Origin of the sequence: Bacillus sp. CFBP9009 (assembly GCF_036541465.1) — a bacterium.
In the GTDB taxonomy this organism is placed as follows: Bacteria; Bacillota; Bacilli; order Bacillales; family DSM-1321; genus Peribacillus.
Genome location: NZ_JAZHFU010000033.1, coordinates 11,613 through 16,268 on the forward strand (window position 1 = coordinate 11,613; position 4,656 = coordinate 16,268).

Below are 4,656 nucleotides of genomic sequence, written 5' to 3' on the forward strand. Positions count from 1 at the left end.
CTTCACGGGATCAAGTCCCACGCACCCGTACGTCCTACCCTGGCTACTGATATAATAGATTCTATTAAAAAAAGGTCAACCAGTAAAAACTGGCTAACCTTATAATACGAACGCACCCGTTAGTTTAAGTACATTTATTCACAATCACAAAGTCTAAATAAGGGCTTATAATTTTAGAAACTTCATTGTTTAAATTAAAGTGTGACAATAATCGGACCATTTTTAGTAAGAATAATCGTATGTTCTAATTGAGCTACATAGCTTTTTTCTGTAGCATAGGTCCAACCGTCTTCTTTTTGGAATACTTCTTCTTCAAAGGTTGAGATAAATGGTTCGAATGCGATAACCATCCCTTCCTTTAATATTTCATTATCCCATGGATCATTATAATTTAAAATATGGTCAGGTGCTTCGTGTATTCTACGACCAACACCATGTCCTGTAAGGTTTTTGATAACAGTGAATCCATGCTGTCTCGCTGTTTCGAATACTGCTTTTCCGATTCTACTTTTTTTGGAACCGGGTTTTGCTTTCTTAAGACCTGCTTCAAATGCCTTTTTAGCAACGTCGCATATTCTCGTTAATACTTCTTCTCCTTCTCCTACTACAAATGAGATTCCTGTATCTGCGAAATAACCGTTCTTTGAAGCAGATACATCTATATTTACTAGATCCCCTTCATGAATAACCCGATGACCCGGAATACCATGTGCCACTTCTTCATTAAGACTAATGCAAGTGTAGCCAGGAAAATCATATTCACCTTTTGGAGCTGAAACTGCACCTGCTTTTTTTAAAAGTTCTCCGGCTATATCATCAAGTTCTTTGGTCGTTATGCCAGGAATTGTTCTTTGTACCAATTCATCTCTAATTGAGGCAATAATTTTGCCAATTTCCTTCAAACCATTAAAATCTTCTTCTGTTTTTGCAATCATTTTTTACCTACCTCATTATCTTTTATCATCATAAAACTATATAAGTACTAATTGTACCTTTACTTTCTCAAAAAATAAAAGCAATGTAAATTATTTGGTACAATACCCCTCAGCTGAATTTTTCTTCGATCAAGAAAAAGACCACAAAAAGGATCTGTTACATATGACTATACTATTAATTGGATTTGCCTTCCAATTTTTTATAGAGTTAAACTGCCCCGATAGTTAAATAAAGAAAAAGCTGCCTTAAAGACAGCTTCGATCTTAAGCTAACGCACCCGTTAGTTTAAGTTCACTCTTTCACAATCTTAACAATAAATAAAAAAAGCTGTCCTAAAAGACAGCTATTCAAATAAATTAGTTTGAAATAGTTGGTACAAGCTTTAAAAATTTACGATAACAGAAAATAGTTAATGTTAACGGTACTAAACTCCATAGATAAAAATATGTTCCATACTGGTTCCATCTTGCGGTTGTTGTAATACCGTCAGCAATTTTTATCCCTAAAAAATTCAACTGCATATTCCCGTCTATGCTACTAGTAGATAAACCGTAACCTTCCCCTGCCATCATAATAAATAATAAGCCTAACCCTGCTAGCCCTAAAAATAACCATCCTACTTTGTTTTTGTTCAAGTTACCCCCTCCTAAAATTGTTTATAACAAAGAAAATTCTACAAATATTGGTAAAATCCTTGTTGAACTAACCTGCCCCGATAGTTGCATAAAGAAAAAGCTGCCTTTAAGACAGCTCCGATCTTCAGCTAAGCACCCGTTAGCTTGATTATCGAAATAATAAATAAAATGATTTGATATATATCTTTTTACGGTAACAGCTGGACAGGTGCCGTTTCCAATTCTATTCCTGAATAATAGTATATTATTGAATTTATTAAAAGGAGGTGATTATGTGTCTGATTTACACGAACACCATCACCACGACCGTTTTCAATATACCGCTCTTGGAAATTCCTTAGCAGCAGGAATTGGTGCTTCATTTGTAGTCGATCCTCCTAAAAGATACGGATACGTTTATTATTTTCGGGACTTCTTGGCGACGATATTCCCATGTGTGAGTTTAACTAATCGCGCTAATCCTGCTTTTACGAGTACTCTTTTACTTCAGCAGCTGCAAACCGATGCAGACACACGAGAAGCAGTCAAAACAGCGGATTTACTTACCATTAGCAGTGGTGGCGCCGATTTATTAAATTGCTTTCTTCAACCAACACCCAACTGTTTGCCAAATGCCGTTGCCACTTTTGCCCAAAACTGGCCCATGATTATGAAGGAAATTCGAAAAAGTATTCGATCCCATGCTGAAATATTTGTAATGACCGTATACAACCCTTTCAGAGGCGATGACCCAAATTTCAATACGGCAGAGTTCTTTATTCAGCAAATAAATAATGTGATTAAAGCAAACCGTTTCAAGTTTCATTATAAAGTGGTTGATGTTCATGCGGATTTTCTTGGACAGTTTACTAACACCACACAATGGAAGGTTTGTACGTGGACACATATCTGTGACATGCCACCAGATGCACCAGATGTACATCCTACCGACGCAGGTCATTTAGAGATTGCTCGCTTGCATGAATTAAAATACCTTAAAAATCATCCGAATAAGCTACGCCATGTAGATGATGATGATCAAAGCAATGACGAGAGCAACGTTGAAAGTAGCGACTAAAGGTTTTAGAGAATAGCATGAAAAAATCGTTCCTTATTTCTAAGGGGCGGTCTTTTTATGGACAGGCTTACCCCTAGCCGGCCCCTTCGTAAGAGCGGATAGACTAGGTCACTTTCTTCTTCAACTATCCTGCCCCGATAGTTGCATAAAGAAAGAGCTGCCTTAAAGACAGCTCTGATCTTCAGCTAACCACCCGTTAATTGATCCAAGGAAATAAATGAGTTATATTAAATGACTTTAATGTAAATTCTCGTTGTCATTCATCTAATAAAATCCAATCTTTAAAATAGACGTCATCTTTTAAGTTCAAATAGTATTTTGAAAATCTTACAAACTCTTGAGTATCTACTTCTTTATATTGATAATGGTCATAATAATTTTTGAGAAAATCTTCAGCTTTTAATTCCCCGCCATTTTCCTGAAAAACTTTCCAGAGCATTGTGGAAGATTTCCCATAAATATAATTACTCTGGTCGTTAGAAGAGTATTTATCTAGTGGAAAGTTTACAGGTAAAGTTAATTCCTTAAAGAGCTCTTCATCAAAGGAAATATCATTACCTTGATTTGCATAAAACAACAAAGTAGCGAGGTCTGTTATACCTTCATCCAGCCAGGCATCGTGATAAGGATCATTACTTATAACCCCATAAAACCATTGATGAGCAATTTCGTGAACGACTATACGCTTTAGATGTTCAGGACTTTCAAGACGATTATAAATAGAACCAGCTGTTACTACACCTGGATATTCCATTCCTAATTCATCTAAAATAATATCCAGTTGCTTATGAGGATAAGGTCCAATAGTATCTTGAAAGTAATTCATTGCTTCAATAGCCATCTCGCTTATTTCTTTATGTAATTCTTTCCTTTCATCAACCCCAAATACTCTTATTGTAATGTCATCTGTCTTCTTTTGGATCACATTCGGTTCCTTCAATAATGAAATATAAAAATCTTTTAAGTTTTCCTCTTCTAAAACGCCTGTACGTTTACTTGGATACCTATCATTATCGCTGGATGAAATTATGGTTAAATCTTTTGGCAATTTGTATTGTATTTTGAAATCACTAAATGCAGTATGATAGGTCTCACCTTTAAGCCGATACGCTTCCTTATTCCATTTATGGTTTCTATATGTGGCAATCATAGGATACCATTGTGCTAAAAAATAATTATTTTCATTTTTAGTAAATCTTAGCCCCTTCTCCGGAAGAGTGAATTCATACTTAATGTCCACAACTACATTTTGATTTGGTTCTAATTTTTCATTTAAAGGAACTGTTAACGTATCCTTTTCAAGATTGAACTTTACTGTTTTTCCATCAAGATTTATGCTTTCGACTTTAACAGTAGATGGTTTTTCTAAGTATGAATTAGTTTCAGTAAACATATTTGGAATAAAGTAAAACACTAACTGTACCCATTTATCAGTAGAGATATTCTTTATTGAAGTAGTTGAATGGATTTTAAAGTTTCCTTCTACATCCATTTCTATATTAATATCGTACTCAGACTCGCTACCTGGAGATAATCCTTTTGGTGAAAACTCTTCCTTCCCCTGTTTAACCGTTGAAGTGCTTGGAAATTTCACCTTTTCAGTTCCATATATCATCCATATAGAACCAGTTACAACTAATAGTACGCATATAATAATTAATCTTTTAATCTCTTCACCTCATTATATTTAATTTTAACTAGGTAAAGACAATACTTCTTCAAAAAAATGTAAATCCCTTCTATTTTCTTATGGAACTCCCTCAGTTTAATACGATTTCCTCACAAATACTCGCTTATTCGCAGGATTTCATCACCATTGAATTTAAATTCACGGTTAAATGGAGTGATTTCAGGACATGAAGATTTCGTGAAGGCATAGTGAAATAAAGGAGTTGTACAACACTCCACATTTTACCATATAATGCACATTCTCCACGCCGCCCTTGGAGGCTTTCCCTCCCATGTCTCAACGGGTCAATTGCCCTATCATTCCTTCGTCATGCCTATCCAAGGGGTGGAGGCCAGTTA

General features: G+C 35.3%; 4 protein-coding genes. 1 reads left to right on the plus strand and 3 read right to left on the minus strand.

Annotated features, from left to right (window positions below; all coding sequences use genetic code 11):
- Window positions 1-194: 194 nt before the first annotated feature.
- Both map and V3595_RS27975 read right to left on the minus strand, forming a co-directional pair.
- Window positions 195-935 carry a type I methionyl aminopeptidase gene (gene map / locus V3595_RS27970; RefSeq protein WP_485911166.1) on the minus strand — a complete coding sequence of 247 codons (741 nt, stop codon included), beginning with the start codon at window positions 933-935 and terminating at the stop codon, window positions 195-197.
- A gap of 357 nt (window positions 936-1,292) precedes the next feature.
- Window positions 1,293-1,571 carry a hypothetical protein gene (locus V3595_RS27975; RefSeq protein WP_485911168.1) on the minus strand — a complete coding sequence of 93 codons (279 nt, stop codon included), beginning with the start codon at window positions 1,569-1,571 and terminating at the stop codon, window positions 1,293-1,295.
- Window positions 1,572-1,845: 274 nt separating this feature from the next.
- Here V3595_RS27975 and V3595_RS27980 point away from each other — a divergent pair, with 274 nt between their 5' ends.
- Window positions 1,846-2,628 (plus strand): GDSL-type esterase/lipase family protein, encoded by a 783-nt coding sequence (locus tag V3595_RS27980; protein WP_485911170.1) that lies wholly within the window; start codon window positions 1,846-1,848, stop codon window positions 2,626-2,628.
- A gap of 256 nt (window positions 2,629-2,884) precedes the next feature.
- Here V3595_RS27980 and V3595_RS27985 read toward each other — a convergent pair whose 3' ends face one another.
- Window positions 2,885-4,243, minus strand: a complete 1,359-nt coding sequence (locus tag V3595_RS27985) for a M1 family metallopeptidase (RefSeq protein ID WP_485911172.1) — start codon at window positions 4,241-4,243, stop codon at window positions 2,885-2,887.
- Window positions 4,244-4,656 lie beyond the last annotated feature (413 nt).